Consider the following 1,025-nt stretch of genomic DNA (forward strand, 5'->3'; position numbering starts at 1 on the left):
TTGGTGCAATTGCAGGCAGCCGGGCTGTTCGACCAACCCACACCGCAGACCACCCAAGCCCTGTATCAACGCTTGCAGGAACGCTCCAGCGGGACGGTAGGTGTCGATCCTCGTTGGCTGGCCCACAGCCTGCGCTGGCTGGCCGATGAGGGCTGGCTGGCCACTGATGGCGACACTTGGCGCGTGCAGCGCGTGGTGGCCGCCGAGAGTGCCTGGGCCGCCTGGGACAGTGCATTGCGCGAGGCCGAGGGCGACGCCGACCGGCGTGCCCAGGCGCAGTTGGTTGACGCCTGCCTACGCGCCTTGCCTGCGGTGCTGAGTGGGCACCTGCGTGCGACCGAGGTGATGTTCCCCGAGGGTTCCATGGCGCGGGTCGAGGGCATCTACAAGCACAATGCGGTGTCCGACTATTTCAACGAGGTGATCACCCAGGCGGTGCTGGCGCGGGTACGCGCCGGTCACCAGGCCGGGGCGGCACCGGTGCGCATCCTTGAGATCGGCGCCGGCACCGGCGGCACTAGTGCAAGGGTGCTGCAGGGCCTGGATAGCTTGGGTGTCGAGGTGGGGCAGTACGCCTACACCGACCTGTCGCGGGCGTTTTTGATGCACGCCCAGACGGCTTATGGCGAGGGGCGGTCTTACCTGGATTACCGCATCCTGGATGTGGAGAAAGACCTGGTGCAGCAGGGCCTGGAACTGGGCAGCTATGATGTGGTGATCGCGACCAATGTCCTGCATGCCACCGCCGATATTCGCCAAGTGGTCGAGCACGCCAAGGCAGCGCTGAAGACGGATGGCTGGTTGTTGTTGAATGAGCTGAGCCAGGCGTCACTGTTCAGTCACCTGACCTTCGGCCTGCTGGAGGGCTGGTGGCGTTATCGCGACGAGGCGTTGCGGCTGCCGGGTACGCCGGGCTTGTCCAGTGAGCGCTGGCAGCAGGTGCTGGAAGAGGCGGGTTATCGCGGGGTGATGTTCCCGTGCCAGGCGTTTCATGGGCTGGGACAGCAAGTGGTGATGGCGCGCAG

General features: G+C 65.6%; 1 protein-coding gene. It reads left to right on the plus strand.

Annotation, left to right across the window (positions count from 1 at the left end; translation table 11 throughout):
- Positions 1–1,025 (plus strand): class I SAM-dependent methyltransferase (locus tag TK42_RS26725; RefSeq protein WP_146097907.1); only part of this gene is annotated, 1,025 nt, incomplete at both ends.

This window comes from Pseudomonas sp. GZJR-8 (genome assembly GCF_002916705.1).
GTDB lineage: Bacteria > Pseudomonadota > Gammaproteobacteria > Pseudomonadales > Pseudomonadaceae > Aquipseudomonas > Aquipseudomonas synxantha_A.